Below are 26,092 nucleotides of genomic sequence, written 5' to 3'. Positions count from 1 at the left end.
CATTACTCCATTTATTTTCTTTTTTTGTTTTCAATTCGTCTTTGACGTTGCTCTTCTTTCGCTTTTTTATAGCGAGCTTTTTTCTTATAGCCTGGTTTAACCTTCTTTGGCTTTGCCTTCGCTTTTCCAACGCTTCCACCAGTTTTAGGAGCAGAAACAGCCTTCTCTGTTCTAGTTGATACCATCCTTGGACGATTTCGTTTCTCTATATCCTTCCATTCCCCATTCTTCAATTCTCGATATACAAAAGAAATCCCTTGTTTTTCCAGCTTTTGAATACTGTCTTGATCGTTCCTCCCATAGAAGGTTATTGCTATGCCGTCCCACCCGGCGCGAGCCGTTCTGCCGACACGATGAATATAGTATTCTAGTTCAGTTGGAAGTTCATAATTGATGATATGGCTAATCCCCACTACATCAATCCCTCGAGCCACTAAATCCGTAGCTACTAAAAATTGAACTTCTGCGTCCTGTAATCGTTTCATCACTTTTTTTCGCTGACGTGGACTGACACCACCATGGAGGATATCAGCGTCAATTCCCGTATCCTGCAATGCGGCATATACTTCGTCTGCTGTTTCTTTTTTATTTGTAAATATAACAGCTAAAAAAGGATTCAACGCATTTACTACATTTATAAGAAGTTCTTTACGCTCCCTATCTCTATCTGGAACTAACCAATGTTGAATTTTTTTTGGAGAAGCTGTTTTTGGCTGCACTTCAACCTGCCGTGGATTTTTAAGATACTTTTTTAAAAAAGGTTTTAGCTTCTCTGGGATGGTTGCTGAGAATACCATCATTTGCAGCTCCTGACCCATTCTGCTTGCTGTTCTATCCACATCTTCAATAAAGCCCATATCCAACATTTGATCTGCTTCATCCACAACAAACATCTCAACATGGTGTACATCAAGGGCTTGTTTATCAACCATATCTGCTATTCTTCCCGGTGTTCCAACAACAACATGGGGACTATGCTTTAATTTATTCATCATTCGCAATCTGTCTGTCCCACCTACAACAAGCTGGGAATCAATAGTCTCATCTGAAAAATCAGTAAGCTTTTTTAATTCTTCATATAACTGACCTGCTAACTCTCTAGTTGGGGCAGTAATGACTGCTTGCGTTTCTTTTTTTGTTATATCAATTCTATGAAGAATAGGCAACAAAAAAGCGTACGTTTTCCCTGTCCCTGTTTGTGATTGCCCAATAACATCCATTCCATTCTTTATTGCTGGGATTAAACGCTCTTGTATTTCAGTGGGTAATGTTATATTTTTTGAAGCTAAAGCTTCTATTAAAAAAGGCTTTAATTCAAATCGTTCAAAGTTATGTTTCATATCTTAACCTTCCTTCTTCAGTCTCATTTCCGAGCTTTTGTCACACTAGTTACTTATTCTATCATGAATAACCGCGTTCATGCCACTTGCTAAATTTGTGTACATTATTTCCATTATTCATTCTTAGATTTCCGCCTATACCATATTCTTTCCCATTGCATATACCTAACATGAGAAAGAATACGTTTTTTTGAAAGGATGTTCCACATGTTTGGACCTAGACCTTATCCTTCAGGACCACCTTCACACAGCGGTGGTATGTTTGCAAGAGGGGCTTTCTCCCAACCACAAACTCAACAAATGATGTCACGGTCCCTAGGTTCCGCCCCTATGCAGCAAGCTGCGCGGGGAGGCGGCGGACTTCTTTCACGTTTATTTGGAGGCGGTGGTGCGGCGGCAGGAAACCCTGGACCTGCTATGGGTAATATGGTAGGTAATACAGGTGCCCTTGGAAGTGCTGGTTCGGCATTAGGTAATGCTGCTGGTGCTGCTGGTGCTGCAGCTACTGCGGGAAGTGGTGGTGGATTAGCTACCTTATTAGGATTCGTAGAAAATGCACAAAAGGCCATCGAATTTGCTCAACAAGTTGGTCCCATGGTACAACAATACGGTCCTATGTTAAAGTCATTACCAGAGCTTCTCTCCGCATTACAATCAAGTGACGATGACGATAGCGATGAAGAATCAGATGAGTCAATTATTGATGAACAAGAAGTTGACCAGGAGGGAGATTCTGATTCAGAAGAAGAAGAAGAAGAAGAAGAAGAAGTTGACGGACTAAAAGAAAAGGATAAAGAGGAAGAACACGAAAAAGAAGAAGTAGAGGCAGAACAGAAAAAAAAGAAAAGTCAAAAGAAACAAAATCAAACTACAACAAAAAAACAAAATCTCTCAAAGGATACATCTCAAAAAAAGAAATCATCGAAAAAAAAGAAGCCCTCAAAAACCACGGTAAAGAAAAAAAAGGACGTCACTGGTAAAATTCCATGTCCTAAACTATATATATAATCAGTCCTCTCCCTGACTGGTTCTTTTTACACATTTTCTCATTGACTAATTATAATTTCCGTAGTAAAATTTTAAATTTAATTCCATTTATGTTACAATAGATTTACTATTGTATTGGAGGAATGCTCATGTTTAAAGTCGGTGATCATGTTGTTTACCCATACCACGGTGCTGGTACAATTAATGACATTGAGGAAAAGGATATTCTAGGTGAAAAGTTAAATTACTATGTGGTTTTCTTTCCTTTAAACCACGTTACACTTATGTTACCTGAAAATCGAATCAAGAGTTCTGGTTTACGAAAGATCATTCAACCTAAACAATTAGAAGAGGTAGCAACTGCGCTTAAGCCGACAGAAGGTGCCTCCAAAAAAGAAGCAGCACGTCCTTACTCCAAAGAAAACGAAACATTACTAAAATCAGGATCCATTATAGATGCAGCCATGGTAATTGCAAATTTAACTTCGAAAGAAGGAGAACGCACGAACGGTTTACATATGGAGGACCGTAAAAATCTAGATCGTGCAAAGCAATTTATTGTTAGCGAATTAATGTTAGTAAAAAATATTTCTGAGGAAGAAGCATTACAATTTATTAATGATCATTCTAAAGGGGCATAACCTCTTTTATAGCCGTCCTGTTGCTATTGCAGCCGGGCGGACTTTGTTTTTATATCCCATTCCTTTAAATACATTCGTTTGTCAATATACCTGAAATGGCCTTATAATAATTAATGAATAATGAACATTATATCCACTATCTTAGTGTTAAATATATGATTGGAGGTTCCCCAATGGAAGTCATTAAAATTTCTCCCCGTGGCTATTGCTATGGTGTAGTAGATGCCATGGTTTTAGCCAGACAAGCGGCAGAAAATCTAGATTTGCCTAGACCTATTTATATCTTAGGAATGATTGTTCATAATAAACATGTTACGGATGCCTTTACGGAAGAAGGTATCATCACACTAGACGGACCGAATCGTTTGGAAATTTTAAAGCAAGTAGATAAAGGGACAGTAATTTTTACTGCACACGGTGTCTCTCCTGAGGTTAGAAAGATGGCAAGGGAAAAAGGGTTAACAACTGTGGATGCAACCTGCCCTGATGTAACGAGAACTCATGATTTAATTCGTGAAAAAAAAGAGGAAGGTTATGAAATAATATATATAGGTAAAAAAGGCCACCCTGAGCCTGAAGGTGCCATTGGTGTAGCACCCGATATTGTTCACCTCGTTCAATCATCAGAGGATGTTAATAATTTAAAAATTAAGTCGGATAAAATATTAATTACGAATCAAACAACTATGAGTCAGTGGGATGTATCCCATCTTATCAATGATTCTTTAAAGAAATTCCCACATGCAGAGGTCCATAATGAAATATGCCTTGCAACCCAAGTGCGTCAGGAGGCAGTGGCAGAGCAAGCAAAAGAAGCAGATTTACTGCTGGTGGTGGGAGATCCTAAAAGTAATAACTCCAACCGTTTAGCTCAAGTATCTAAAGAAATAGCCGGTACTCCTGCCCATCGAATTGCAAACTTAAATGAACTGAATTTGGAATGGTTAAAAGGGGTTAAAAAGGTAGCCGTTACTTCCGGCGCAAGTACCCCCACACCGATCACTAAAGAACTTATTCAATTTCTTGAAAAATACGATGAAGATGATCCCCACACTTGGGATACAACAAGTACAGTCAAGCTAACTAAAATTTTACCAAAGGTAAAAAAGAAAGCAACTTAAAATCATAAAAAGAGAGGCTGGGACATAACTAAAGTGTTTAGATGAAAATACGAACAATGTATTATCGTAGCGAAGTATATTTCCGAAGCGATTTATATGCTTCGTTCGGAATTCTCATTGACAAAACGCTTTTGTCCCAACCTCTTTGTTTTTTACATAAACTGAAAAGGATCCGTATGAACTTTTGATGATATGACCTCTGTAGCATAACCCTTTTCTTCTACAAAAGACTTAATGATCTTCTTAACACCGTCTTTCATAATTTTTTCTACATTATGACCAGGGTCAACCATAGCAAGACCCTCCATCATAGCATCATGTGCTACATGGTAATAAAGATCTCCAGTAACATAGACATCTGCCCCTTTAAATAATGCAGCGGAGGTATATTTATTTCCATCTCCACCAAGGACAGCTACTTTTTTTACCTTTCTATTCAGGTCACCCACTACACGTACCCCATTCACTTTAAATGTCCTCTTCACAAGCTCTGCAAAGTCCCCTAGAGACATTTCCTTAGGGAGGTAACCTATTCTACCTAATCCATAATTCTGACCGCTTACAGCCATATTAAAAACGTCATATGCTGCTTCTTCATACGGATGTGCCTTAAGCATAGCCCTTATAACTTTTTTTTCTAGACTTTCAGGAAAAACACTTTCAATCTTCACTTCAGATACAAACTCCATCTTTCCTTGTTGACCAATATGGGGATTTGTTCCTTCACCAGGCTTAAAAGTCCCTGTTCCTTTCGTATTAAAGGTACAGTGACTATAGTTGCCAATATGCCCTGCCCCTGCAGTCCCAAGCGCTTCCCGAACTTCATCAGCATATTTCTCAGGAACAAACACGACTAGCTTTTTTAAGGGGTCTTCTGTTGTTTTCACAAGGACTTCCAGGCTTTCAAGTCCAAGTGCATCTGCCATAAGGTCATTAACCCCTCCCGGTGCTACATCTAAATTCGTATGTGCCGCATAAACAGCGATATCATGTTTAATGAGTTTTTCAATTGTACGTCCATAAGAAGTATCCAAATTGAGTGATTTAATTGGTCTAAAAATAATTGGATGATGAGCAATAATTAGATCTACACCCTCTTCTATGGCTTCATCTACAACTGTCTCTAGAACATCTAAAGCAACCATTACTTTTTTAACCGGTTTGTTTAAAGTACCTATTTGAAGCCCAATTTTATCCCCTTCCATAGCAAAGGACTTCGGTGAAACAGCTTCAAAAGCTTGGATTATTGTTTGGCCATTTGCTAATTTCACTTTAATACCTCCTTTAACCAATCCATCTTACGTTTTACACTTTCTCTTTTATCCATTAGCTCCTCTGTTGGAGCTGCCTCATTTAATTTTTCATAAATAATTTCTAATTGCTCTAGTTCCTTGGACCACTTTTCCATAAATTCAGGACTCTTCTTCTTCAGAAGAAAGGGGCCTAGCCAAAGCTCCTTTTCTAAGTCATCACTATAAGCTACCAATGGCTTCCCTTTCTCTGCCATGAGTATTTCATATATGTGACCATCTTCTTTAAGAATAGACTCATCTTTTAATTCCCATTGATTATTTAACAGAAACCTTCTAACATGATCGGCTGCAATATTAGGCTGTAATATTAATCTGGAGACGTTAGACAATTCCCCTTTCCCCTCCTCAAGTATTTGTGATATGAGTGGTCCTCCCATGCCACAAATGGTTACAGTATCTACCTCTTCCCCCTCTATTACCTCCAATCCATTCCCTAGTTTCGCATGGATTTTCGCTTCCAAATTATTCTTCTTTATTTGTTTTATAGCTGTGGTGAGGGGGCCTTTATTTACTTCACCTGCTATAGCTCTCCTAGCGATTCCCCTTGAAACCAAATGAACTGGGAGATAAGCATGGTCTGACCCAATATCCGCAACAGATGAACCTGCTCTCACGTAGGATGCTACTTTTTCTAAGCGTTTAGATAATTGAATTTCATTCATTTTCTTCACCTATAAATTCCCTTTAAAATTATGTATATAATACCTTCTCATTTTTATTTTTACCAAAGATATTGAAAAAAAGAAGGATTTACGTAATATCCTTCTTTTTTTAACAATTACTCAGATTCAGTTAATAAAAATTCAGCAACAGCTTCTGCATCGTCCCCTAAATTTGCAAAAGGAGGCATTGCTCCAGGTCCTTCATGAATAATTTGGACAATTTCTTCCTTTGTAAATCTACCCTCAAGGGCATTTACAGCTGGGTTACTACCCACACCTTCTAAGTCCTGACCGTGACAGGCAGCACAGCTTTGTAAATAAATATGTTCTCCTAGCTCATAAGCAGTTTCAAATTCCTGTTCATCAGCATCCCCATCTTCTCCTGCTATATCTTGTCCTTGATTTAGACCAACAAAAGATAAAATGACGATCAAAAGAATTCCTAGAACAGCAGTTACTGCAAAAGGAAATAACGGTTTTCCTTTCATGTTATGTACCTCCTTTAATTGTTATTCTCTATTATTACCAAAGCTCGCATAAGCAAAGCTATTCTATATTGTACTTTAAAATATAAGAATAGAAAAGTAAAATCAGTAAAGCATTTTATAAAAAGTCATTTTTAATTCTCTTTACATAGATGGCGAAATATTTCTGTCATTTTTTTAGGGTCATTTGTGATAATGGAATCTATATTAAGTCGGTGACATTTCATGGCATCCTTTATGCGATGAACATTATAAGCTCGAACTGGTAACCCCTTACTCATCCAGGTACGGTAGAACCGCATAGCTTGATAGCTATTTCTAATATGGATTGCATCTGCTTTTATTTTTGATGCGTATTTTATTGCACCGAATATAGGAGTTTTCGTAATGAATGCTGTTGATAAACTCGAATTCAATTCTTTTAAATAAGTAATATAGGAATGATTAAAACTACTTATAACCACCGATTCAATCATTTTATAATCTTCTACCATTTCTAAAAAAGTATGAAGAAATTGATTGTTCCTTCCCTTCTGGTGTTTAAGCTCAATATGTAGAGTAATATTCTTTCCCTTCGACCATAAAATCACTTCTTCAAAAGAAGGGATTTTTTCCCCTTGAAACGATTTATTAAACCAGCTCCCTGCATCAAATTTTCTAATTTCCCTGAAGGTAAAGGTTCTAACAAACCCCTTTCCATTTGTTGTTCTATCTATTTTCTCATCATGGATAACGATAGGAATTCCATCCTTTGTTATTTGTAAGTCAAATTCAATTCCATCAATGGGGTATTGGCATGCTGATTGAAATGCTGCCATCGTATTTTCTGGTGTGTAACGTTTATTCCCACGATGGGCAATTATTTTCATTAGGAATTACACCCCTTATTCAGATTATAACCATTCATTAGATAATACAGCCATTATGTAGATTGCAATTCCTATAATCCCGGTAATTATTAAGTAGTACCCCCCACCGTACACCTACGTATATCCATATAAAACATAGCTAGAAAATGGATAAACCGAAAACCCATGACTCCCCTAAAAAGTGTTTATTGTCAGCACCAACAAGAACGAAATAAAAGCAGAAATCATAACATAAACGTGGGCAATAAATTTCCCTTTCTTTCGTAAACAAGACACGGTACACAGCAATATGGCCAATAACTAATTAATAAAGCAATTTGCATTGTAGGTGATAACTGAGTAAAATAAATAATAACAAATGATAACGTTACCAATGCAATCGTTACAAAAGCAAAGAATTTGATTTCTACTATACTTTAGGGGACTTCAAAGTACCTTTGATTACCTCCCTCGAATAAAGTCGAAGTAAGAAATTGCAGTAAATTTCAGGGATTAGACGATCATTCGAGTAATCGCAGACGCAGTACGTGGGCTGCCTTTAAGCGTAATTGGTCCGCTTATAGCTTATCCAAGTCACATTATTTATATATAGCGAAATTCAAGTTTTGCCAATAGGCAGTTTTAAATTAAAGGAACCTGACAATAAACCATTGCCAGGCTCAAGTAAATCATTTATCTTTCAGAAGCATTATGACTATTCTAAGAAATCCTTTAGACGTTTACTACGACTTGGATGTCTTAGTTTACGCAATGCTTTAGCTTCAATTTGACGAATTCTTTCACGGGTAACACCAAAGACTTTACCTACTTCTTCGAGGGTGCGTGTTCTTCCATCATCAAGACCAAAACGTAGTCGGAGAACATTCTCTTCTCGATCGGTTAACGTATCAAGAACATCTTCAAGCTGCTCCTTTAGTAACTCGTAGGCCGCTGCGTCTGAAGGAGCTAAAGCTTCTTGGTCTTCGATGAAATCTCCCAAGTGAGAATCGTCTTCTTCACCAATTGGAGTTTCAAGAGAAACTGGTTCTTGAGCAATTTTTAAAATCTCACGCACCTTCTCTGGAGTTAAATCCATTTCCTTTGACACTTCTTCCGGTGAAGGTTCACGACCAAGGTCTTGAAGGAGCTGTCTTTGTACACGTATTAGCTTATTAATGGTTTCAACCATATGAACTGGGATACGAATGGTTCTTGCTTGGTCTGCAATAGCTCTTGTAATAGCTTGGCGAATCCACCACGTAGCGTACGTACTGAATTTATAACCTTTATTATAGTCGAATTTCTCAACTGCTTTTATTAGTCCCATGTTACCTTCTTGAATAAGGTCAAGAAATAACATTCCTCTACCAACATATCTCTTAGCAATACTTACAACTAGACGGAGGTTGGCTTCTGCAAGTCTCCGTTTTGCTTCTTCATCCCCATCCTCAATCTTCTTAGCTAATTCGATTTCTTCTGAGGCTGACAATAAGGGTACACGCCCTATCTCCTTTAAATACATACGAACAGGGTCATTTATTTTAATTCCAGGTGGTACTGATAAATCATTAAGATCAAATTCCTCTTCCTCTTTCTCTACTTGTTGAAGACTAGGAACTGCTTCTGTTTCATTTAAAATTTCTACCCCCTGCTCTCCCAAATATTCAAAGAACTCATCCATTTGGTCTGAATCCTGGTCAAATATGGCAAGGCGTTCTGTAATTTCTGCGTAACTTAACTCCCCCCGTTTTTTCCCCAGTTCTACTAATTGTTCCTTGACTTGATCGATGGACAAATCTCCTTCCGCCATTGGACGTAATGGTTTCTCAGCCATGCGATCCCTCCTTCCTATAATTCAAGACAACTTCAGCATCGTCCGGATTATGCCTTTTTTAATTCCTGCTCCATTTTGATGATCTCCATCCCTATGGCAGCTGCTTGTTTGTACTCTTTAGCTTCCTCTAGTTGTACCCTTTTCAGCTTCAACTGTTCAATCTCTAACTTTTTAGGATATTGTTGAATTTTTCTAATATAGTCGTTCAACTCTTGCTCAGACATATCTTCATTAATGGTCATCATCGCAAGCTCTGTTGTGATTCGTTTCAGTGTTTCGTCCTCCAAACGCTCGATAAATGCGGAGGGATTTGGCATGTTGCCTTCACTATAATAGCTGTAAAGATGTGCTGCTATTGCTTGGTATTCATCTATATTAAATGTCCCACCCACTAGTTCCTGTACCTGGGTAGCAACATTTTCTTTTTGAAGCATATGTGCTAATAATATTCTTTCTGCATTTTCATAGGCAGAAAGTAATTTTTTCTGGGCTTTTATAAACTTAGATGATTCACTTGGTGCTTTGTTTTCCCGTTTTTCCTTGCTTTTTCGCCCTTTAAAAATTTGTATTTGCTCCTGCTTCAATGCTTCTAACGAAATGGAAAACTCATCTGCTAACTGCCGTAAATAATGATCCCTTTCCACCGCTCTCGTTAATTTGCTAATTTCAGTTAATATTTGTTGAATATAATCCAGTTTTTGACCTTCATCTTGGAGATTTCTTCCCCGTCGGTAATATTGAAATTTAAATGCCATTAACGTCAAGCTTTGACCAATGATGTCTTGATTAAAACGTTCTGGTCCATTTTTTTGTATATAGTCATCAGGATCAAACCCATCTGGAAGTTTTCCAATTCGAACCTTCATTCCCGCGGCCTCTAACATAGCTGCATTTTTTAATGTGGCATTCTGGCCAGCATTATCAGAATCGTAGCAAAGTATTATATTATCACTAGTTCTTCGCAGTAATTTGGTTTGCGTTTCTGTTAAAGCGGTACCTAAGGTTGCAACTCCATTCTCTATACCTGCTCTCCATGCTGAAATAACATCAACGTAACCTTCGAACAATACAACTTCATTTTTCTTTCTTATGTTTTGGCGGGCCTTATGATAATAATAGAGTGTTTCACTCTTGTTAAACACAGTAGACTCGGGGCTATTTAAATATTTCGGATTTCCCTCGTTGAGGACCCGGCCCCCAAATGCAATAATATCGCCGCTTTTATTCCAAATTGGAAACATGATGCGGTCTCGAAAGCGGTCAAATGGTTTTTGATCAAATTCTCTTATGGAAAGTAATCCGCAAGCAACCATTTCTTCTATTGGAAACTTCCTTTTTTCCAAGAAATTCGTTAAAAAATCCCAAGAATTAGGAGCATAACCAATTTGAAACCTATCTATTACTTCCTTTGTAAACCCCCGTTTCCTTAAGTACTCCCTTGCTCCTTTCCCTTCTTCGGAAACAGTTAAAATATGGTGAAAAAGCTTAGCTGCTATTTCATGACCTCCATACCAATACTTTAGAGTATCGTTTTTTTCTTCCGTGGCCTCTGTAATTTGTTCCAACTCAGGAAGGTCGATATTAAGCTTTGATGCTATTTTTCCGACTGATTCAATAAAGGAAATTCCTTCTGAATCCATTAAGAAAGAAAAAACATTCCCACCGGCACCGCACCCAAAACAATGGAAAAGTTGTTTATCCGGTGATACAGAAAAGGATGGAGTTTTCTCCCCATGAAAGGGACAAAGTCCAATAAAATTTCTTCCTTGCTTTTTCAATGAAACATATTCACTAATGACATCTACGATGTCTATTGATTTTCTAATTTCCTCGATTTTTTCTTCTGGAATACGTCGACTCATATTCCTCACCACCAATCCTTCTAAATAAAAGGGATGGCTTATATAGTTTCGCCCTCTCCGTCAAAATTCCTGCCTATTTGACAAAATTTTTTCTAATTGTTTTTTAAAATCAAGGCGATTTTGATCTGTCAGTTTTTTTGGACCTTTTGTTTTAGCGCCAGCACGCCGCTGTTTTGCAGATCTATACCTTGAATCCAATAAGTAGTCAATTTCGTCATTTGTTACTAACTTTCCCCGCGAGGTAAGAACTTGAACCTCCTTTGCCAGTAATAAACTCGAAAGACCAAGGTCGTCTGTAATAGCTACATCGTCTCTCTTAATCATATTGGCAATTTTTAAGTCTGCAGCTTCTCGGTCTTGATCAACGAATACAGATTGGACATTAGGAGGAAACTCCTTTTTGCGAATATGTGCATAAGAAGTTACAAAAATAACTTCTATGTTTTTCTCCTTCGCAATGGTAACAATTTCATTTACAACCGGACACGAATCTCCATCGACAAAGATTTTACCATTAACCTCTTTCATACTTCTGTATTCTACATCCTTTTTGAGAATCCTTCTTTTTACAACGTTATCTCCCAAACAAATTCCCATTTACTATCTTTACCAAAAAAATAATAAAAAGTCTTGACTTTTACAATTTATTTGTTCTTTTATTGTTTATGCCCATTTTTCATAAAAAATAATATGAAATCACAATATTTCATTATAAAGGAAAATTTTCCGTATTGCTATAATTTTAATATAGGTTATTCAAAAAAGTTTTTTAAATAACTGATTTTTGTTACTATTTTGTTAAAAAAGGGTGCCTCAAAAGGTTAAAACCGTACCTTTTGAAACACCCTTTAGCTTATCTTTCTTTGTTTTTTTGGAACATATGGTATATCATATTTGCTGTCTCTTCAACTGCTTTGTGAGATACATCAATCACTTCACAACCGATTTTCTCCATAATTTTATTAGAATAGTTTAGTTCTTCCTGTATTCGTTTTACATTTGCGTAATTGGCTTCTTCTTTTAACCCCAAAGCCTTTAAACGTTCTGTACGAATACTGTTAAGTTTTTCTGGACTAATAGTTAAGCCGATCACTTTACGGCTGGGAATTTCGAACAACTCTTTTGGCGGGTCTACTTCCGGAACCAAAGGAATATTGGCCACTTTTAATCGTTTATGTGCTAAATATTGAGACAGAGGGGTTTTAGATGTTCTTGAAACACCTATTAGTACCACATCGGCTCTAAGTACCCCACGCGGGTCCCTGCCGTCATCATATTTGACTGCAAATTCTATGGCTTCTACTTTACGGAAATAATCTTCATCTAATGTATGCATTAAGCCAGGCTCGTTTCGTGGTGTTTTATTAAATCGGGATTGTAGCATTTTCATCATCGGACTTAAAATATCGTACAACGGTATATCTTCTTTAACAGCTTCCTCTTCTAAGTATTTTCGGATAGCCGGTACAACTAAGGTGAAAGCAATTATTCCATTCGTCTCTTTCGCCTGTGCTATCACCTCATCAATAGTCATTTTATCTTCCACGTAGGGAACCCGTTGTATTTCTATTGCTGAACCATTAAATTGACTAGCTGCTGCTTTTACTACTAATTCGGCAGTTTCTCCTACTGAATCGGATACAACATATACTATCGGTTGTTTATCCATAGAGCAGTTGTCACCTCCTCTAAGCTCAATGCATTTCATTCGCAATATGCACAAATGCTTTTGTAATATTCGTTTTAGTAATTCTTCCGATTACCTCATACTTTTCATTACTTTCATCAGCAATCTTCAATACAACCGGTAATGCATCGATCTGTTTGTTAATTAGTGTATTGGCCACATCAATTAATAAATCATCTGGTTTACATGTTGTAATGTTGGGCATTCTTGTCATGATAATATTTACTGGAATTGTTTCTAAATCTTGTTTCCCCATACTTGCCCTTAACAGGTCTTTCCTTGATAAAACTCCTATAAGATGGGAATCTTTATCCACAACAAAAAGAGTACCTACGTCTTCCAAAAACATTGTTACTATAGCGTCATATACGGATGCTGACTCATTTACCACTACTGGAATAGATTGAAAATCCTTGACAAACAATTTCTTTAAACGCTCTGTAAATAATTGAGAACCAGTTTTACCTGTATAGAAATACCCTACCCTTGGTCTAGCATCCAAAAAGCCAGCCATAGTTAAAATGGCTAAATCCGGACGCAAGGTGGCCCTAGTTAAAGATAGCTTATCGGCAATCTGTTCTCCGGTAATTGGCCCACTATCTTTAACGATTTGCAAAATAAGCTCTTGTCGTTGATTTAATTCGATCGTCCTCACCGCCCTCTGCTCACAGGCAAACATTTCCTTTATCTTTCATTATAACTGAAAAATAGTTTAGATTAAGTATCTATTTTGAATTATGGTTGTTTTCTCCAAACAATTCAAGTTTACGAAAACAGCCTTAATTATTCTTCAGAATGAAACACAATTGATTGAAAGTCAGCAAATGTTGTAATAATTTTCGAGGTCTCTTGCATTTGCTTAAGGCGATTATTTCTTAATGTAGTATCCTCTGCCATAACCATTGTATTGTCAAAGTAATCATGTATTTTTGGTACTAACCCTTTAAGCTCTTCATAGGCAAAAGATATTTTCCCTGTTTTCAAATAGTCACGAACCTTAGCTTGGACTTCCTGTACAGAATTGTACAGCTCCTTCTCCGCCTCACCCTCTAATAAATTTGAGTCAAAGTCTACTCTAACATCAGTAGCTTTTTTGGAAATATTAGTAACACGGCTAAATGCTTCCACCACTTGTTTAAATTCTGGATTAACCAATTGATCTTGAAGAAAATGAGCTTTGTTCACCAATGTTTTAATTTGCCCAAGGTCCGTTTTCAAAACTGCATCTACAACATCATAGCGTACTCCTTGCTCTTGAAGCAGGTTCTTCACTCGCAGTTTAAGGAACTCCACTAAATCTTCCTTTACCGATTCCTTATCTCGTTTTAATAATCCCCGCTTTTCGGCAACATCAATTCCTTCTGTAAGGACCTGAATAAGGTCTAAGTCCCAGCCATGTGTTAAAAAGATTTGTACAATCCCTGCTGTTTGTCTTCTTAACCCATGTGGGTCCTGCGAACCGGTTGGTATTAATCCAATTCCAAAACTTGTAACGACAGTGTCTAATTTATCTGATACACTAACAATCGCTCCAATATCTGTTGCAGGAGGCTCATCACCTGCTTGTTTTGGAAGATAATGCTCGTAAATTCCTTTTGCCACTTCCTCATCTTCTCCAGATTTCAGTGCATATTCTTCTCCCATTCTTCCTTCTAACTCTGGAAATTCTCCTACCATATGTGTAACAAGGTCTGCTTTACTTAATAAAGCAGCTCGCTCCACTTTTGCTAGACGTTCCCCTGTCATATCTAAATCTTTTCCGAGGGTTAGGGCTAACTCCTTAATTCGTCGCACTTTATCACCAATTGAACCTAATTCCACATGGTAGACTATAGATTCAAGCCTTTTTAACCCCTCTTCTAACGGCTTCTTTAAATCCTCTTGATAGAAAAATTCCGCATCAGCCAGTCTAGCCCTTAATACTTTTTCATTTCCCTTTCGAACATTATCTAAATGTCGGTGATCACCGTTTCTCACGGTCACAAAATAAGGCAATAACTTCCCATCTCCATCCTTAACTGGGAAATATCGTTGATGCTCCCGCATGGAGGTTATTAAAACTTCTTCTGGAATATTTAAATACCTCTCATCAAAGCTTCCATAAAGCACGGTTGGATATTCCACAAGATTATTTACTTCTTCTAATAAGTCTTCATCAATAGGAATATTCCAGCCCTCAACAGCGGATAATTCGGTGATTTGCTGACGAATAGCCAGTTTACGTTCAACTGGATCCACAATAACATGCTCACCCATTAGTACATTGATATAATCATCTGCCTTCATCAATGTGGCAAAACCACCCAAGAAACGATGACCTAATGTTGTATTATTTGTATGGACATCTGCAATACCAAATGGAATTACTTTACTATCAAAAAGGGCCACTAACCACTTTATAGGGCGAACATATTTCAAGTTATGTGATCCCCACTTCATATTTTTAGGAAATTGCATACTAAGAATAACGTCTTTCAATCCTTTTAAAAGAACATCGGTTGATTGCCCTTCCGTAAACTTTTTAGCAAAGACGTACTCTTCCCCTTTTAATTCCTTGAAATACAATTCTTCTACTGATACTCCTTGCCCTCTGGAAAAACCTTGGGCAGCCTTTGTCCAATTTCCTTCTGAATCAATGGCGATTTTTTTTGAAGGTCCCTTAGCTTCCTCTTCCATATCTGCTTGTTTATCATCCAGTCCCTCAATGACAATAGCTAAACGCCTTGGGGTTGAATATTTTTTTATGTTATCAAAGGATAGACGATGATTTTTTAGCCAATCCTCTACATTATCAGCTAATTGATCCATGGAGTTGGTAACAAATCTAGCAGGCATTTCTTCTAGTCCTATTTCCAATAAAAATGTTCCCTTACTCATGAGTATCATTCCCTTCCTTTTTTAACATAGGAAAACCTAAACTCTCCCTAATTTCGTAATAATGCTTCGCACACTCCCTTGCTAATTGGCGAACCCTCCCAATATAACCAGTTCTTTCTGTTACGGAAATTGCCCCCTGTGCGTCTAGTAGATTAAATACGTGAGAGCACTTTAAAACGTAATCGTAAGCTGGAATTACTAAGTTTGCTTCCAATGTTCGTTTAGCCTCCCGTTCATAAGTAGAAAAAAGGTTAAACAGCATATTACTATCTGCGATTTCAAAAGAGTACTTGGACTGCTCATATTCATTTTGTAGAAATACATCGCCATATGTAAAACCGTTAACCCATTCTAAATCAAATACATTTTCTTTATTCTGAATATAAGAGGCTAATCGCTCTATACCGTAAGTAATTTCTACTGCAACTGGACTGGCATCTAATCCCCCTACTTGTTGAAAATAAGTAAATTGAGTTATTTCCATTCCATCCAGCCATACCTCCCAACCTAAGCCCCAGGCAGCCAAAGTTGGAGCTTCCCAGTTGTCTTCAACAAAGCGGATATCATGCTCTTCAGGGTTAATACCTAACTCACGCAAACTATTCAAATACAGCTCTTGAATATTGTCTGGTGAGGGTTTCATAATCACTTGAAACTGATGATGTTGATATAAACGGTTTGGGTTCTCACCGTAACGACCATCTGCGGGACGCCTTGACGGTTCAACATAGGCCACATTCCATGGCTCAGGTCCAATGCTCCGTAAAAAAGTCATAGGATTCATTGTTCCTGCTCCTTTTTCCACATCATAAGCCTGTAAAATTAAACAATTTTGTTTTGACCAAAATTTTTGTAACGTCAAGATCATATCTTGAACATTCATGACTTTCCCTCCATCTTTATCGGTTTTTTAAGAAAAATAAAAGTGACGTTTTTTGTAGGCTGTTTTCTTAAACTTTATTGCTTTTTTATAAACAACTCTTTTTTTAGAAAACATTTTTTTATAAACAAAAAAACTCTCGCACTATGTCTTATTGACATAGGGACGAGAGTTACCCGCGGTTCCACCCTATTTGCTTCAAGCTAGAAATTAAAGAACTTGAAGCCTCTTTCCATAGTGTGCTCCAGAACGCCTTCCTTACTGTCTGTATCCCTAGCTTCCACCATCCTAGGTTCGCTTTATAACATTATACAGAGGGAGTAAGTACTCCTTTCTATCCTTGCACCGATATATAATTTATTCAAATCTTACTGAAAAAAAAACTTCCTGTCAACTTATTCTCGATACAATTTGTCAATTTGATCTAAAAACCGTTTTGATTTTAGACGAACTCCTACAAATTCATCATAGTAATGGGCAAGTATTTCTTTTAATTGATCCTTCGTTTCTTGTTTAACATTTATAGTGCCGATTCTTTTTAAATCTAAGTGTTGAAACAATCGCAGTAATTTAATTACTGCTCGATGTATGGAAATAGAGTAGGGATCTTCAAACTTACATCTAGAACAGAGTACACCAGAATGCCTCATGGAAAAAACAAAATGACTTTCAGGATTACCGCACAAAGAGCATCGATCCAATGCAGGGGTAACACCTGCCACTTCCAACATTTTAGTCTCAAAAATCCTTGTAATAATGTCAGGGTCAATCCCTTCATTTAAATGAACTATTGTCTGATAAACAAGTTCAAATAAAAAAGGGTTCCGGGTATTGTCTTCTGTTAATTTATCTACTAATTCTACAATGTATGCCCCATATGCTGTTAGCTTTAAGTCACTTCTAATTTCGCGAAAGGAATCCACTACATCAGCAGAATTGAGAGTTCCAACCCCTGTCGAGCGTTGATATACAAAAATACCGTACATAAAAAGTTGGGCACTGGATGCAAAACGACTTTTCGGTCGCTTTGCCCCCCGTGCCATTACTGCTACTTTACCATTTTCCCTTGTAAAGATCGTAATTATTTTGTTTGTTTCTCCGTAATCATTCGTTCGAATGACTAATCCTTCAACTTTGTGAAGCAAATTATTCACCACCAAATTTGGCGGATAGAGGTTAATGTGTTGGAGGATTAAACTCTTCTGACTCTAACTCCTCTTCCTTCTCGTCTGCAAAAGAGCCATCTCGTTCAAATTCCTTGTACAATAAATATGAATCGATGTTGCCTGTCATTGAGAAGACCTTCCAAGTTAAGTCCATCATGAGTATTTCCACCTTTCAGCAAAGAGTAATAAATTACCTCCATACATATTATTATCTTGACCTCTATTACCCGTTTCATGATATGGAAATATTGACAATTAACTTCCTTCCACCTTTGTAAGGCTATAATAGACCTTTTGACAATATTTTTCAATAGGTCCCCTTGTACTTATCTAAATATTTAAAATTTTTAACACTACTGTAACATACATCAGGCGTTCAACAGAAGAAAAGGAGGCGACTCCATTATTATTTGCAGTATTAGCAAAAGACCTTAATACTCCTCCGTTGTGTAACCGAAGTCCTTTAAATACTTACCTTTATTACGCCAATCCTTCTCCACTCTAACCCAAAGCTCTAAAAATACTTTAGAGCCTAATAGGGCCTCAATATCTTCACGGGCCTTTTGTCCAATTTCTTTTAGCATTTTTCCTTGTTTTCCAATAATAATCCCTTTTTGTGAGCTTCTTTCTACAACGATTACCGCACCAACATGAATAGCACGATTATTTTCCCTGCGATTAATTTGTTCAATTTCTACAGCAATGGAATGGGGAACTTCTTCGTGTGTAAGGTGTAGAACTTTTTCACGGATCATTTCAGACATTAAAAAGCGCTCCGGATGATCCGTCACTTGATCCTCTGGATAGTATTGTGGTCCCTCCTCAAGATAATGAAATACTTGATCCAAAAGTGTATTAGTGTTGTTACCGTATAACGCTGACACTGGAATTACTTCTGTAAAATCAAATTCCTTGCGGTACTCATCAATGAGGAGAAACAAGTCGTCAGGATGAACTTCATCAATTTTATTTACTACTAAAAACACCGGCGTGTTTACATTTTTTAGCCTGTCCATTATAAATAAATCCCCGCGCCCTTTTCCTTCCTTTGCATCCACTAAAAAAAGAACGACATCTACCTCTCCTAACGTCGTTTGCGCAATTTTCATCATAAAATCCCCAAGGCGATGTTTCGGTTTATGTATTCCCGGAGTATCAATAAAGACGATTTGTCCCCGCTCTTCAGTATAAACTCCTTGAATTCTATTACGTGTTGTTTGTGCTTTATCACTCATGATAGCAACCTTTTGACCAAGAACCTCGTTCAACAATGTGGACTTCCCCACGTTTGGACGTCCAATTAAAGCAACAAATCCTGATTTTTTCATGCTGCACTCACCCTTCTAAATCTTTTGGAGAAAAGGCACCTGGTAAAAGGTCCTCTACTGTCCATTCCGCAACATCACCTTGTAAATTAGTGAGATAAACGGAAGTATCTTTTTGTAATAATTCTGAAATGACTTGTCTGCAGGCACCACAAGGTGAAACAGGCCCCTCCGTATCAGCAACAACTGCCAAAGCTTTAAAAGATCGAACTCCTTCTGACACTGCTTTAAAGATTGCCGTTCTTTCAGCACAATTACACATACTATAGGCTGCATTTTCAATATTGCATCCGTGATATATGGTACCATCTTCAGATAATAATGCAGCACCTACCTTGAATTTAGAATAAGGTACATATGCTTTCTCCCTAGCTTTTTTCGCTTCTATAATTAACTGTTCCTTATCAACCATATATATCACCTTAACTTTTTTAGTTTTATTAAAAGGCTCTTTTCATATAAACGTTGTATTTCCACAACTCGAAGTAGTGAAAGGCGGCGACTCCAGTGGGAAAAACAATAGCTGAAGACCCCACAGAGGCCGGTTTTGCGAACGAGGAGTCTGAAGCATTGCCCGCGAGGGATCCCAGGACGCGGGCTGTCTTTAGGCGTAATTGGTCCGCCTGTATCGGATTCGAGCAGTATTTTTATTCTATTTTATTTAAAAGCTACAATCTTTTAAAAAACGGCTATAAAAAAAGTGCAAGTATCTTCGGGATAAAAATCATTGCACCTACAATCACAGCTGTTAAAGAAAATACAAACACTGCCCCAGCCGCAGCGTCTTTAATTATTTTTGCCCTTACATCATAAGTTTCAACAATTAGATCAACACAATGCTCCACTGCAGTGTTTATTAGCTCCAATGCCAATACTCCACCAATAACAATAATGAGAAGTGCTTGTTCATACAGTGGAACATTTAATAATTGTGCCAGAATAAGTACCAATACAATCAACATGGAATGAATTCTAAAATTTTGTTCATGCTTCCAAGTGTGTATAATACCGGTTGACGCATAAACAAAACTCTTCTTTAACCGGCTCCACGATATAAATGGTCGATTATTTCTTGAGACCATGTTTATTTAATATACCCTCTTGCTTACTAAACATTATTTTTTCATTTTCTACGGAATCATGGTCATACCCTAATAAATGCAGGAAGCCATGGACCGCAAGAAAACAAAGTTCCCGTTTTAAATCATGCCCATATTCCTCTGCTTGGATAATAGCCCGTGGAACCGAAACAATTATATCACCAAGGAGTTCAGGAACATCTTCGTCGGTCAAGAGGGTATCCTCCCCATCATTCAACGCAAAGGACAATACATCTGTAGGTTGATCCTTCCCCCTATATTCACGATTCAATTCTTGAATTCGCTCATCGTTAACAAAGGTAATGGCAACTTCTACATTTTCTTCTATATTTTCATACTCAATTGCTGTTTCAATTACATCACCAACAAGGTTTAACAAGTCATCTGGTAATTCACCCGTTTCATCTATTAGCCCCACTTGTTTATATTCCATAAACTTAATCACCCTCTTTCTCGTTTCCTCCGTTCTTATCTTGCTCGTCTTTACGTCTTTCTATTTCTTTATTATTATCTTTTTCTTTCGCTTTTTCTGCAACTTCTTCAGGGTATTCGATTCTAGTATGGAAAGTGCCTTGTAGTGTTTCACAAATAGATTTCGCCACTATACTTAATTCCTTTAATGTAATGTCGCATTCATCAAACTGACCATCTTCTAATCTGTCATTAATAATCTTTTTAACTAAAGTTTCTATTTTGGCAGGAGTTGGTTTATTCATGGAACGTACTGCTGCTTCTACACAATCTGCAATTCCTACTATAGCCGCTTCCTTTGTTTGTGCTTTTGGTCCTGGGTACCTGAATTCTTCCTCAGGAATAGATTTATCCGATTCCTGATTTGCTTTATGATAAAAATATTTTAATAGTGTAGTTCCATGATGCTGTTCAGCAATTCCAATAATTTCTTTCGGTAATCTGTATTCTCTCAATAAGTCCGCACCGTCATAAGGGTGGGCGATAATGATCGTTTTACTTAATTGTGGAGAAATCTTATCATGCGGGTTATCGATTTTCATTTGATTTTCAATAAAAAAGTGCGGTCGTTTCGTCTTCCCCAAATCATGATAATAGGCGCCAACCCTTGCTAATAGTCCGTTAGCACCCACTGACTCACAGGCTCCTTCAGCAAGATTAGCAACGAAAACACTGTGGTGATAAGTTCCTGGTGCTTCCAATAATATTTTTCTCAATAAAGGGTGGTTTGGACTAGAAAGTTCTATCAGCTTTGTAGCAGACAATACTCCAAAGCCCGCTTCCAAAAATGGCAACAAACCAAGGGTTAAAACTGCTGCAACAAAACCAGACAATGCGGCAAAACCTAAATTCAATCCAATCTCCATCCACCCGTATTGCCCGCTTTTTAGCAATAAGAATGATGCAATAACCAGTACATTTAATCCACCTACAAACAAACCAGCTTGGAGAATCCTTATAACTCTATTAGATTTACTTAAGAAAAAGACACCAGCTACTGAACTAAAGAAAACATAAATTCCATGTGTATAATCAACAATTCCAGTAGATTGCTCATTAAAAATTACACTGGCTACTATAGCAAAAACCATACTAGTAAACAAAGCAACTCTAGAATGAAGGAGTATAGTAATCAGCATCGTACCCATGGCGACTGGTACCATGTATGTTATACCAGTAACCTCTATCATATAAGTTAAACTAACTAACTTCATAATAAGCAAAGTTAAGGAGTAGATAATTGTAAACATTAGAAGATGAGTATTATTCTTCTGAAGAGATGTCTTTGCATCTCCTAAATAATAAGCAAGCATTCCTATTAATAAAATAACAAGAATACCTAATCCTATATATGGAAAGGCATTGGAATGATCATCTAACAAACCTACTAGTGCCAGTTGACTATAGATTTCAGAAGTAATTATTTGGCCTTCCTCAACAAGCAACTGACCTTCACGAACGATTATTGGGTCAACTGCTTCCATTGCTTCTCCTCGAGCCTGTTCAGTAGCTGCTTCGTCAAATAGATAATTTGCAGTAATCCCAAATCTAGCTAACTCAATCATAGAACGATATAATCCAGGATCAACAGTTGAATTGATCACTTTTCGTTCAGCACTGTTTCTGGCTTCTTCCACTTCGTCTTGGTGAATATCTTCACTCATAACATCGTTAATAGCGCTTGTGGTCGTTTCCTTTGCCAATACAAGATCATCTTCTGAGGACTCTAACAAAGTTTGTAGCGTGTCATTGGATATCTCATCCGTTATTTGTTCAGATATAATTTCCTTTACCATTTCCACTTGTTGTTGGATGGTAATCTCTTCCGGAATTTCTATAGGCTCTTCTTCTGCTTGGTCATTCTCCTTCCCCTCTTCATTTTCTAGGGCTGCTTCCATTTGTTTAATTTCTTCCCTGCGTTCTTGAGCTTCTTTTCGAACGTGAATAATGGTATCAAATATATAATTGATACGTTCAACCTGGTTCTGTGCATAATGGTTTTTTGTAGAGTAAATGGACTCCACAGATTCGTATGCCTGCTGTCTTAAACGTTCCGTTTCATTTTTATTCTCAATTGTTATGGGCGAGCGAATATCCTGATCGGATACTGTTCCCTGACTAACTTCTAATGTTTCAGGAATAATATTTGTCACCATTAAGGAATAAGTAATAATCCCTATTAAGATAAATAGGGCAAAACGGATATACTTATGATCTTTTATGCTCTGCCACCATTTTTGGTGGTCAATAGACGTTCGTTTCCCCATGTCCTTCACCTCATAAAGGGTCTTAATGAGCCTTTCATATTTTATTTATCTTTTTTAGGCTCCACACGATCATAGGCATCGATTATTCGCTTTACCAGTGTGTGTCTTACTACATCTGCTGATTCCAAATGGATAAAAGAAATTCCCTCAACATTACTTAGTATTTTTAAGGCTTCCTTTAACCCTGACATTTTCCCTCTTGGTAAATCAATTTGGGTAACATCACCTGTTACAACCATCTTTGATCCAAAGCCAAGTCTTGTTAAAAACATTTTTATTTGTTCCGGGGTTGTATTTTGCGCTTCATCTAAAATGACAAAGGAATCATCTAAGGTTCGTCCACGCATATAAGCTAATGGAGCAACTTCAATAGTTCCCCTTTCCATTAAACGCTCTGTTTGTTCAAAACCAAGGACGTCATGAAGAGCATCGTATAATGGTCTTAAATATGGATCAACCTTTTCTTTTAAATCTCCTGGTAAAAAACCTAAGCTTTCCCCTGCTTCTACTGCAGGCCTTGTTAAAATGATTCGCTTAATATGTCCTTCCTTTAAAGCATGTACAGCCATAACAACCGCTAAATATGTTTTACCCGTACCAGCAGGCCCAATACCAAAGACAATATCGTGTTTTCTAATAGCTGAAACATAATGTCTCTGCCCCAGTGTCTTAGCTAAAATAGGTTTTCCTTTTGCGCTTAGGGTAATTCTATCCTCAAACAGTTCAGGAAGTTGATGCAGCATATCCCGCTTTGCCAATTGAGCAGCATAAACTACATCCCTTTCTTGAATAGTAGTCCCTTTACGAATAAGTTGAAGAAGCATGATAAGGATTTCCTCAATTTTTTGGAAATCGTTATCCGTGCCAACTATAGTTACCTCTTCTCCCCTAGTTAAAATTTGTGTTTCAAAAGCTTCCTCTAGCCGCTTTAAATGGCGGTCATTTGGGCCAAAAAGGGCTTGTACTTCATTTGCATTCTGAATTGGAAGTTGTATCGTCTGTTTCATATCTGCCAATCGTCTCAGTCTCCTTGAATAATTGGTTGTTTCATTGCAATATCATCTACAATTCGATAGTGAATGATTACTTTAACTTTACCATCCTCTACTTCTTGGTGCAAAACTTTTTCGCCAATTATTTCTGCGTCTTCACTAAATTGAGATAGTAATTCTTCTTTTCCCTCATCCACAGCAAGAGTAACTGCTTGTTCTACCGCATGTTCCACTTCAACTTCGGTAGCTTCTAATACTTCCTTATAGCCGTATTGAAAAGGCAGCTCCATATTAAAAATATTCCAAGAACTTTCATACTCCTCCTCTATAGCATGTGCATATTCAGGAGGATTCCACCCCCAAATTGGGATACCTACATTTCCAATATATAATTTATGTGTTCTGTATTTGTCACCGGTGACAGCATAAAGTGTTCTTGATAACGGTATTTCCACTTTCCCTTGAAACCAAATTTCACCAAAAATTGTCCCTCTAGCCGGAACTCTCCTTTCTTCTCCTTCTTCTCCAATTAAACCTGAAACAAGGAGATCTCCCTTTTCAACCACTTGATTGATTTCCACCATAGGTAGTCCCTCTTCAACAAATAAGTCGTATATAACAGCATCTCTTGAAGCTACAAGGTGCCCAGGCGCTTCCCTAGGTTCCCGTTCTGCTATTTCCTTTTCAACCACTTGAAAATGATAGGTTGTACCTTTTCTTGTCACACCTATCCATGTAGCGTCACTTATTTCTTCTGTTATTATAGTTTGTATTTCCTCAGGAGGGGGCAGGGTAAATTGAAATGCACCTGTTTTTACTCCTAACTCCATAACTGCCTGTCTAAGTTCGTGTTCCACTTTAGGTGATGCTCCTTCAATCTGAACTCCCCATACCATATTTGATAATATAAAAATGGAGACAACAAAAGCAAATGCCCCAAACAACAGACCGTTTCTTCGCCATAATTTTTGCATAAAAAACGGCATTCCCCTTCGGTCTATAAAGGAAATTTTACAATCTGAAGCACGTGCTAATTTACGTAAATGGGAAACCTCGTCCAATAATACGGAACAAATAAGTACTTCTTTTCCTGGATGATGAATGTCCCAAATGTACATTTTATTATCTATACATCGATTAATAAACAATTCTGGATATGGTCCCGTAATTTTAATACGAACATATCCCGATACTTTATGCACCCACTGATTTTTCATTAATCATCACCTACCTGAGCTCCCCTCTTTTAGAAAACGAATATCTTCAATAACACCTTCAAGTAACATCTCTTCCGGTAAGATATTTTTTATAACAAAATCATTACCAATTACCAGCAGTTCACCTTCTGTCAAACGGAGACGCAATTCTGTTTTTGTAAAACGGATTACACCTTTATGATTTTCAATGTATATATGAAAGTTGCCAATTAAGGTAACTCTCGGTAAGTCCATCATGACATCTGCCGGGAGATCCATTTGTTCTGTCATCCATCTTCTCAGTTGTTTTTTTATTTTTTTCATGATGAACCTCCTTTCACATCATATGTATGATACATCTCCAATCCCTATCACTTAAAAGTAACGATTTTTATAAGAAAAGCGGAAGCGTCCACTTTATATAGGTATATTTTTTTCTCCATAAAAAAAATCACTTAAGGTAATATACCTTAAGTGATTTTATCTTTTATCATCTAAGCTTTCTTGCTTTTGGTTTTCCTAATATTTCAGACCAAATAATACCTTTAATAGCTTCTTCTCGTGAGATTTTTTTAAAGTTTAAATGGACTTTAGAATTAGAAATATCATTCGAGTAAATAGGTGAGTCTTGCTGTTTATCAGCCATTTCCATAGCTAATTTTTTTCGTCGTTGTACTTGTTCATATCTCTCTTGAAGTTCTCTGTTCGCTTTATCCTGTTCTTTAGCTACACTCTCAGGAATAGAATATGTCTCCTCGACTGTCTCTCTCGACGCTGTTCTTGTTTCTTCCAAAGGACTAGGCTTTGCAGGTTGTTGCTCCTGTTGGAAAATTTCACGCCAATCTACCTCGTCCTGTCCCTGTGTATTTCGTCCGCTTGCAGGTCTTCTAGAGCGCTTTTGTTCTTCTTGGTTGTTCCCTCCAGCATTACGAAATAAACTTAACAGCGCAGCGATGACAAAAAAGAGAAGGAGCGGGTTGCCTAATAATGCTTCAATTAACCCCATACTTATTCGGCTCCTTTCTTAAATGACAAGGG

The 26,092-nt window shown here is 37.4% G+C and carries 26 protein-coding genes; 3 read left to right on the top strand and 23 right to left on the bottom strand.

Going from position 1 to position 26,092, the window contains the following annotated elements:
• Positions 1-11: 11 nt before the first annotated feature.
• Positions 12-1,340, bottom strand: a complete 1,329-nt coding sequence (locus tag J2S74_RS08540) for a DEAD/DEAH box helicase (protein WP_307324255.1) — start codon at positions 1,338-1,340, stop codon at positions 12-14.
• Between the two features lie 207 nt (positions 1,341-1,547).
• Between J2S74_RS08540 and vrrA the strand changes: the two genes are divergently transcribed.
• The 3 genes from vrrA to J2S74_RS08525 all read left to right on the top strand — a co-directional run bounded on the left by vrrA (position 1,548) and on the right by J2S74_RS08525 (position 4,089).
• On the top strand, positions 1,548-2,348 hold the full coding sequence (vrrA, locus tag J2S74_RS08535; protein WP_307324253.1) for a VrrA/YqfQ family protein: 801 nt from the start codon (positions 1,548-1,550) through the stop codon (positions 2,346-2,348).
• Between the two features lie 128 nt (positions 2,349-2,476).
• Positions 2,477-2,968 (top strand): CarD family transcriptional regulator, encoded by a 492-nt coding sequence (locus J2S74_RS08530; RefSeq protein ID WP_307324251.1) that lies wholly within the window; start codon positions 2,477-2,479, stop codon positions 2,966-2,968.
• Between the two features lie 173 nt (positions 2,969-3,141).
• Entirely contained in the window at positions 3,142-4,089 is a 948-nt protein-coding gene (locus J2S74_RS08525) for a 4-hydroxy-3-methylbut-2-enyl diphosphate reductase (protein WP_307324249.1), read from the top strand.
• Positions 4,090-4,241: 152 nt separating this feature from the next.
• Here the strand turns inward: J2S74_RS08525 and J2S74_RS08520 are convergent, their stop codons facing one another.
• The 22 genes from J2S74_RS08520 to J2S74_RS08415 form a co-directional block, all read right to left on the bottom strand.
• Positions 4,242-5,360, bottom strand: coding sequence for a Nif3-like dinuclear metal center hexameric protein (locus tag J2S74_RS08520; protein ID WP_307324248.1), 1,119 nt, complete (start codon positions 5,358-5,360; stop codon positions 4,242-4,244).
• Positions 5,357-6,064 (bottom strand): tRNA (adenine(22)-N(1))-methyltransferase, encoded by a 708-nt coding sequence (locus J2S74_RS08515; protein WP_307324388.1) that lies wholly within the window; start codon positions 6,062-6,064, stop codon positions 5,357-5,359. The genes J2S74_RS08520 and J2S74_RS08515 overlap by 4 nt, the downstream gene beginning before the upstream one ends.
• Positions 6,065-6,180: 116 nt before the next feature.
• Positions 6,181-6,552 (bottom strand): c-type cytochrome, encoded by a 372-nt coding sequence (locus J2S74_RS08510; protein ID WP_307324247.1) that lies wholly within the window; start codon positions 6,550-6,552, stop codon positions 6,181-6,183.
• 131 nt (positions 6,553-6,683) lie between these two features.
• Positions 6,684-7,418 (bottom strand): glycerophosphodiester phosphodiesterase family protein, encoded by a 735-nt coding sequence (locus J2S74_RS08505; RefSeq protein WP_307324245.1) that lies wholly within the window; start codon positions 7,416-7,418, stop codon positions 6,684-6,686.
• A gap of 694 nt (positions 7,419-8,112) precedes the next feature.
• Entirely contained in the window at positions 8,113-9,231 is a 1,119-nt protein-coding gene (rpoD, locus tag J2S74_RS08500) for an RNA polymerase sigma factor RpoD (RefSeq protein WP_307324243.1), read from the bottom strand.
• A 47-nt stretch (positions 9,232-9,278) separates the two neighbouring features.
• Positions 9,279-11,093, bottom strand: coding sequence for a DNA primase (gene dnaG, locus J2S74_RS08495; RefSeq protein ID WP_307324240.1), 1,815 nt, complete (start codon positions 11,091-11,093; stop codon positions 9,279-9,281).
• A 60-nt stretch (positions 11,094-11,153) separates the two neighbouring features.
• Positions 11,154-11,621, bottom strand: coding sequence for a DUF188 domain-containing protein (locus J2S74_RS08490; RefSeq protein ID WP_307324238.1), 468 nt, complete (start codon positions 11,619-11,621; stop codon positions 11,154-11,156).
• 325 nt (positions 11,622-11,946) lie between these two features.
• Positions 11,947-12,762, bottom strand: a complete 816-nt coding sequence (locus J2S74_RS08485; protein ID WP_307324234.1) for a pyruvate, water dikinase regulatory protein — start codon at positions 12,760-12,762, stop codon at positions 11,947-11,949.
• Between the two features lie 25 nt (positions 12,763-12,787).
• Positions 12,788-13,459, bottom strand: a complete 672-nt coding sequence (gene ccpN, locus J2S74_RS08480) for a transcriptional regulator CcpN (RefSeq protein WP_370875988.1) — start codon at positions 13,457-13,459, stop codon at positions 12,788-12,790.
• 104 nt (positions 13,460-13,563) lie between these two features.
• Positions 13,564-15,657 (bottom strand): glycine--tRNA ligase subunit beta, encoded by a 2,094-nt coding sequence (glyS, locus tag J2S74_RS08475; protein WP_307324231.1) that lies wholly within the window; start codon positions 15,655-15,657, stop codon positions 13,564-13,566.
• Entirely contained in the window at positions 15,650-16,540 is an 891-nt protein-coding gene (gene glyQ / locus J2S74_RS08470) for a glycine--tRNA ligase subunit alpha (protein WP_307324229.1), read from the bottom strand. Before glyQ ends, glyS begins: the two co-directional genes overlap by 8 nt.
• Positions 16,541-16,932: 392 nt before the next feature.
• On the bottom strand, positions 16,933-17,682 hold the full coding sequence (gene recO, locus J2S74_RS08465) for a DNA repair protein RecO (RefSeq protein WP_307324226.1): 750 nt from the start codon (positions 17,680-17,682) through the stop codon (positions 16,933-16,935).
• 31 nt (positions 17,683-17,713) lie between these two features.
• On the bottom strand, positions 17,714-17,860 hold the full coding sequence (locus J2S74_RS08460) for a YqzL family protein (RefSeq protein WP_307324223.1): 147 nt from the start codon (positions 17,858-17,860) through the stop codon (positions 17,714-17,716).
• 274 nt (positions 17,861-18,134) lie between these two features.
• A complete protein-coding gene (gene era, locus J2S74_RS08455) occupies positions 18,135-19,031 on the bottom strand; it encodes a GTPase Era (RefSeq protein WP_307324220.1) in 897 nt (298 codons plus the stop codon).
• Between the two features lie 7 nt (positions 19,032-19,038).
• Positions 19,039-19,440 carry a cytidine deaminase gene (locus J2S74_RS08450; protein WP_307324217.1) on the bottom strand — a complete coding sequence of 134 codons (402 nt, stop codon included), beginning with the start codon at positions 19,438-19,440 and terminating at the stop codon, positions 19,039-19,041.
• A gap of 277 nt (positions 19,441-19,717) precedes the next feature.
• Positions 19,718-20,110, bottom strand: coding sequence for a diacylglycerol kinase family protein (locus tag J2S74_RS08445; protein ID WP_307324215.1), 393 nt, complete (start codon positions 20,108-20,110; stop codon positions 19,718-19,720).
• Positions 20,094-20,561, bottom strand: coding sequence for an rRNA maturation RNase YbeY (gene ybeY, locus J2S74_RS08440; protein WP_307324212.1), 468 nt, complete (start codon positions 20,559-20,561; stop codon positions 20,094-20,096). The genes J2S74_RS08445 and ybeY overlap by 17 nt, the downstream gene beginning before the upstream one ends.
• A gap of 4 nt (positions 20,562-20,565) precedes the next feature.
• On the bottom strand, positions 20,566-22,866 hold the full coding sequence (locus tag J2S74_RS08435) for an HD family phosphohydrolase (RefSeq protein WP_307324210.1): 2,301 nt from the start codon (positions 22,864-22,866) through the stop codon (positions 20,566-20,568).
• A 41-nt stretch (positions 22,867-22,907) separates the two neighbouring features.
• The gene (locus J2S74_RS08430; RefSeq protein ID WP_370875986.1) at positions 22,908-23,882 is read right to left on the bottom strand and encodes a PhoH family protein; all 975 of its coding nucleotides are present in this window, start codon (positions 23,880-23,882) and stop codon (positions 22,908-22,910) included.
• Between the two features lie 5 nt (positions 23,883-23,887).
• A complete protein-coding gene (gene yqfD, locus J2S74_RS08425; protein WP_307324209.1) occupies positions 23,888-25,075 on the bottom strand; it encodes a sporulation protein YqfD in 1,188 nt (395 codons plus the stop codon).
• Between the two features lie 6 nt (positions 25,076-25,081).
• Positions 25,082-25,378: a sporulation protein YqfC gene (gene yqfC, locus J2S74_RS08420; RefSeq protein ID WP_307324207.1), complete on the bottom strand. Its 297-nt coding sequence runs from the start codon at positions 25,376-25,378 to the stop codon at positions 25,082-25,084.
• Between the two features lie 166 nt (positions 25,379-25,544).
• Positions 25,545-26,060 carry a YqfB family membrane protein gene (locus J2S74_RS08415; RefSeq protein WP_307324204.1) on the bottom strand — a complete coding sequence of 172 codons (516 nt, stop codon included), beginning with the start codon at positions 26,058-26,060 and terminating at the stop codon, positions 25,545-25,547.
• Between the last annotated feature and the right edge of the window lie 32 nt (positions 26,061-26,092).

It is taken from the genome of Evansella vedderi, from assembly GCF_030813435.1.
In the GTDB taxonomy this organism is placed as follows: Bacteria; Bacillota; Bacilli; order Bacillales; family Salisediminibacteriaceae; genus Evansella; species Evansella vedderi.
The sequence above is the reverse complement of the archived record's forward strand: the minus strand, read 5'-3'. Positions and strand labels throughout refer to the sequence as shown.

Bases quoted from the DNA above. Each gene is read 5' to 3' on its own strand.
- J2S74_RS08515 (WP_307324388.1), bottom strand. From the start codon at position 6,064: ATGAATGAAATTCAATTATCTAAACGCTTAGAAAAAGTAGCATCCTAC.
- J2S74_RS08530 (WP_307324251.1), top strand. From the start codon at position 2,477: ATGTTTAAAGTCGGTGATCATGTTGTTTACCCATACCACGGTGCTGGT.
- ccpN (WP_370875988.1), bottom strand. From the start codon at position 13,459: ATGTTTGCCTGTGAGCAGAGGGCGGTGAGGACGATCGAATTAAATCAA.
- yqfC (WP_307324207.1), bottom strand. From the start codon at position 25,378: ATGAAAAAAATAAAAAAACAACTGAGAAGATGGATGACAGAACAAATG.
- J2S74_RS08445 (WP_307324215.1), bottom strand. From the start codon at position 20,110: ATGGTCTCAAGAAATAATCGACCATTTATATCGTGGAGCCGGTTAAAG.
- J2S74_RS08435 (WP_307324210.1), bottom strand. From the start codon at position 22,866: ATGGGGAAACGAACGTCTATTGACCACCAAAAATGGTGGCAGAGCATA.
- J2S74_RS08505 (WP_307324245.1), bottom strand. From the start codon at position 7,418: ATGAAAATAATTGCCCATCGTGGGAATAAACGTTACACACCAGAAAAT.
- J2S74_RS08485 (WP_307324234.1), bottom strand. From the start codon at position 12,762: ATGGATAAACAACCGATAGTATATGTTGTATCCGATTCAGTAGGAGAA.
- yqfD (WP_307324209.1), bottom strand. From the start codon at position 25,075: ATGAAAAATCAGTGGGTGCATAAAGTATCGGGATATGTTCGTATTAAA.
- J2S74_RS08460 (WP_307324223.1), bottom strand. From the start codon at position 17,860: ATGATGGACTTAACTTGGAAGGTCTTCTCAATGACAGGCAACATCGAT.
- J2S74_RS08415 (WP_307324204.1), bottom strand. From the start codon at position 26,060: ATGGGGTTAATTGAAGCATTATTAGGCAACCCGCTCCTTCTCTTTTTT.
- J2S74_RS08540 (WP_307324255.1), bottom strand. From the start codon at position 1,340: ATGAAACATAACTTTGAACGATTTGAATTAAAGCCTTTTTTAATAGAA.
- J2S74_RS08490 (WP_307324238.1), bottom strand. From the start codon at position 11,621: ATGAAAGAGGTTAATGGTAAAATCTTTGTCGATGGAGATTCGTGTCCG.
- glyQ (WP_307324229.1), bottom strand. From the start codon at position 16,540: ATGAATGTTCAAGATATGATCTTGACGTTACAAAAATTTTGGTCAAAA.
- J2S74_RS08510 (WP_307324247.1), bottom strand. From the start codon at position 6,552: ATGAAAGGAAAACCGTTATTTCCTTTTGCAGTAACTGCTGTTCTAGGA.
- glyS (WP_307324231.1), bottom strand. From the start codon at position 15,657: ATGAGTAAGGGAACATTTTTATTGGAAATAGGACTAGAAGAAATGCCT.
- rpoD (WP_307324243.1), bottom strand. From the start codon at position 9,231: ATGGCTGAGAAACCATTACGTCCAATGGCGGAAGGAGATTTGTCCATC.
- ybeY (WP_307324212.1), bottom strand. From the start codon at position 20,561: ATGGAATATAAACAAGTGGGGCTAATAGATGAAACGGGTGAATTACCA.
- J2S74_RS08450 (WP_307324217.1), bottom strand. From the start codon at position 19,440: ATGGTTGATAAGGAACAGTTAATTATAGAAGCGAAAAAAGCTAGGGAG.
- era (WP_307324220.1), bottom strand. From the start codon at position 19,031: ATGAAAAAATCAGGATTTGTTGCTTTAATTGGACGTCCAAACGTGGGG.
- dnaG (WP_307324240.1), bottom strand. From the start codon at position 11,093: ATGAGTCGACGTATTCCAGAAGAAAAAATCGAGGAAATTAGAAAATCA.
- vrrA (WP_307324253.1), top strand. From the start codon at position 1,548: ATGTTTGGACCTAGACCTTATCCTTCAGGACCACCTTCACACAGCGGT.
- J2S74_RS08525 (WP_307324249.1), top strand. From the start codon at position 3,142: ATGGAAGTCATTAAAATTTCTCCCCGTGGCTATTGCTATGGTGTAGTA.